Origin of the sequence: Streptomyces carpinensis, assembly GCF_002154505.1 — a bacterium.
GTDB lineage: Bacteria > Actinomycetota > Actinomycetes > Streptomycetales > Streptomycetaceae > Streptomyces > Streptomyces carpinensis.
In genome coordinates this window covers 1-1,788 of the sequence record NZ_MUBM01000699.1, presented here as the reverse complement: position 1 = coordinate 1,788, position 1,788 = coordinate 1, and the positions used below count along the sequence as shown (strand labels likewise).

General features: G+C 72.5%; 2 protein-coding genes. One reads left to right on the top strand and one right to left on the bottom strand.

The features are described 5' to 3' along the window. The coding region (locus BZY54_RS48065; protein WP_341868745.1) for an LLM class flavin-dependent oxidoreductase at positions 1 to 986 on the top strand (986 nt) is incomplete at its 5' end. Between the two features lie 57 nt (positions 987 to 1,043). Here the strand turns inward: BZY54_RS48065 and BZY54_RS48060 are convergent. Further along, positions 1,044 to 1,589 (bottom strand): helix-turn-helix domain-containing protein, encoded by a 546-nt coding sequence (locus tag BZY54_RS48060; RefSeq protein WP_086731544.1) that lies wholly within the window; start codon positions 1,587 to 1,589, stop codon positions 1,044 to 1,046. Between the last annotated feature and the right edge of the window lie 199 nt (positions 1,590 to 1,788).

Here is a 1,788-nt window from a genome sequence, read left to right as displayed (position 1 = left end):
CTGCCCGGAACGGTCCCCTGCCGCCGGCCCAAGGACTCACCATGGCATCCCCTCATCCCGCACTCGCCAAGCTGGCCCCTGCCGACGGCCGGCTGACCATCGGTCTGGAACTGCCCCTCGACAATGACTGGGGGCCGACTCGCCGACGAGGCGACCGTGAGGCCGGCCGGCCCTTCGGCGTCCCCGACCTGACCGAGCACAGCAGGCTCGCCCAACTGGCCGACCGACTCGGCTTCGCCGCCCTGTGGCTCCGCGACGTCCCGCTCCACGACCCCGGCCAGTTCGGCGACGCCGGCACCGTCTTCGAGACCTTCACCCACCTCGGCCACCTGGCCGCAGTCACCCGGCACGTCGTCCTCGCCACCGGCGCCGTCGTCCTGCCCCTGCGCGAGCCACTGCTGGTCGCGAAGGCGGCGGCCACCGTGGAGTACCCGTTGTTCGGGCGCGACTTCCACACCCGGGGCGCGGCATTCCGCGAGGGCCTCCATGCCTTGCGCGCGGCCTGGCACCCCGGTCCGCTGGAGCGACCCGCCCTGGGCCTGGGGAGTGACCGGCAACTGGAGGTCCTGCCCAAGCCGTTGCACACCGCGGGGATTCCGATCGCCGTCGCCGGCGCCGCCCAGCAGGCCCCCGACTGGATCGCCGCGCACGCAGACGCCTCCCTCAACTACCCCCGCGACCTGGGCGCGTTGCGTCTGAAGACCCGCGAGTGGCGGCAGATCACCGGGGACCGCGGCAAGCCGTACCTGACCCCGATGGTGCTGACGCTCCAGGACGACGCCGACGCCCCGGCCCACCCCATCCGGCTCGGCATCAGCGCCGGCAGGAAGGCCTTGGTCGAACACCTGGAGAAGATGGCGTCCCTCGGCGTCGCCCACGTCTCCTTCAACCTTCGCCCCAACGACCGCCCGGTCGAGGAAGTGCTGCACGAGCTCGCCGAGGACGTCCTGCCTCGTTTCCCCACACCCGTGCTCCGAACCGGCTGAGAGACCTCGTGGCCGCACGGCCCGCACAGTCGGCCGGCAGCCACCGCTCACCCCGCGTCAGAGCGCGGCTGCCGGATAGCGCACGAAGAGGATGCCGTGGACGTCGCCGTGCGGGGCGCTGTAGAGGTGCGGGGTGTCGGACGGCCAGCGCACCGACATGCCCGGGCCGACGCTGCTCGGCGCGCCCAGGACGCCTACGACGGCCGTGCCGCTCAGGATCATCAGGCTCTCGGTCGTGCCCGCGACGTGCGCGGCCGATTCCTGCGTGGCGCCGGCGGCGATGGTGATCCGGAAGATGTCGGTGACCGCGTCGTCGTCCTCGTGCCGCTCGATCAGGACCGCCGTGACCGCGCTGCCGGAGACGGCGCCCTCGTGCGGCTCGGCGCGGGGCGGCGGGTCGTCGCTGAGCACCGCGCTGAGCGGGCGGTTGAGGGCCGTGGTCAGCGCGTAGAGGGTCTCGAGCGTGGGGTTGCGCGTGCCGCTCTCCAGCTCCGAGAGCGTGCCCTTGCCCACACCGGAGCGCCGCGCCAGCTCCGAGAGCGAAAGGCCCCGGGCCGTGCGCAGCTCGCGAAGCCTGCGGCCCACTTCGTCGTTCAGCCCCATCGCCGGATCGCGCTCCCGCTCTCGTTGCCGTGGTTGACGGGTCTCGGCCCTCCTCTCTAGTGTTCCACAAACAGAACGTTCTGTTTACGGAACACCCTGGTCCCTGGGTCGGCGCCTGCCGACGCCCACCGCACCTCGCCGCCTCGTCCCCGGAAGTTGCCCCGCATGTCCTCCTTCACCGACCGCATACGCGCGGCCG